The sequence below is a fragment of the Bacillus sp. LR_5 genome, assembly GCF_042709275.1.
This window is the reverse complement of record NZ_JAVAXX010000580.1, coordinates 1-1,408: the sequence shown is the minus strand read 5'-3', so window position 1 is coordinate 1,408 and position 1,408 is coordinate 1. Positions and strand designations below refer to the sequence as shown.

Sequence of the window (1,408 nt, the reverse complement as noted above, 5' to 3'; positions counted from 1 at the left end):
CACAAAAATTTCAACTTAATTTAAAGGTTATACAAATGGAGTGGGTGAAGTGGATATCGCAGATCAAACCTTTGTCAAAAAAGTAAATCAAAAGTTATTATTAAAAGAAATACTTAAGAATTCACCTATTTCAAGAGCAAAATTATCTGAAATGACTGGATTAAATAAATCAACTGTTTCATCACAGGTTAACACGCTGATGAAAGAAAATCTTGTATTTGAGATAGGTCAGGGACAATCAAGCGGCGGAAGAAGACCTGTCATGCTTGTTTTTAATAAAAAGGCAGGATACTCCGTAGGAATAGATGTTGGTGTGGATTATATCAATGGCATTTTAACAGACCTTGAAGGAACGATCATTCTTGATCAACACCACCATTTGGAATGCAATTCTCCAGAAATAACGAAAGACATTTTAATTGATATGATTCATCACTTTATTACGCATATGCCACAATCTCCGTACGGGCTTATTGGTATAGGCATATGCGTGCCTGGACTAATTGATAAAAATCAAAAAATTGTTTTCACTCCGAACTCCAACTGGAGAGAAATTGACTTAAAATCTTTCATACAAGAGAAGTTCAATGTGCCTGTTTTTATTGAAAATGAGGCAAATGCTGGTGCATATGGAGAAAAAGTATTTGGTGCTGCAAAAAATCACGATAACATTATTTATGCAAGTATCAGTACAGGTATAGGGATCGGTGTTATTATCAACAATCAATTATATAGAGGGGTAAGCGGATTCTCTGGAGAAATGGGACATATGACAATAGACTTTAATGGTCCTAAATGCAGTTGCGGAAACCGAGGCTGCTGGGAATTGTATGCTTCAGAGAAGGCTTTATTAAAATCTCTTCAGACTAGAGAGAAAAAAGTGTCCTATCAAGATATCATAGACCTCGCCCATCTGAATGATATCGGCACCTTAAATGCATTACAGAATTTCGGATTCTATTTAGGAATAGGCCTTACCAATATTCTTAATACATTCAATCCACAAGCCATCATTTTAAGAAACAGCATAATTGAATCGCATCCTATGGTTTTAAATTCAATTAGAAGTGAAGTGTCGTCCAGGGTTTATCCCCAATTAGGCAATAGCTATGAATTATTACCATCTTCCTTAGGAAAGAATGCACCGGCATTAGGGATGTCTTCCATTGTTATTGAACATTTTCTAGATATCGTTAAAATGTAATTCATTATTAAAATGTACAAATCTCTATGTTCTACGCTCATCTTCAAAGATGAGTTTTTTGTTTTGTTATTTTAATGTTGAATAGGACAATTTTGTTAAGGAATATTTACGTATGATACCTTCTCATATGAAAAAGGAGTCCTAAAATAGAAGTCTCCTTTTTCACGTACAAATTATTTTTCTTTATAGCGAAAATATCTAAAG

At 33.9% G+C, this 1,408-nt stretch carries 1 protein-coding gene; it reads left to right on the top strand.

Annotation, left to right across the window (positions count from 1 at the left end; genetic code table 11):
• The first annotated feature begins 49 nt into the window (after nt 1-49).
• Entirely contained in the window at nt 50-1,204 is a 1,155-nt protein-coding gene (xylR, locus tag RAC86_RS38655) for a transcriptional repressor XylR (protein WP_072566316.1), read from the top strand.
• Nucleotides 1,205-1,408: the final 204 nt, after the last annotated feature.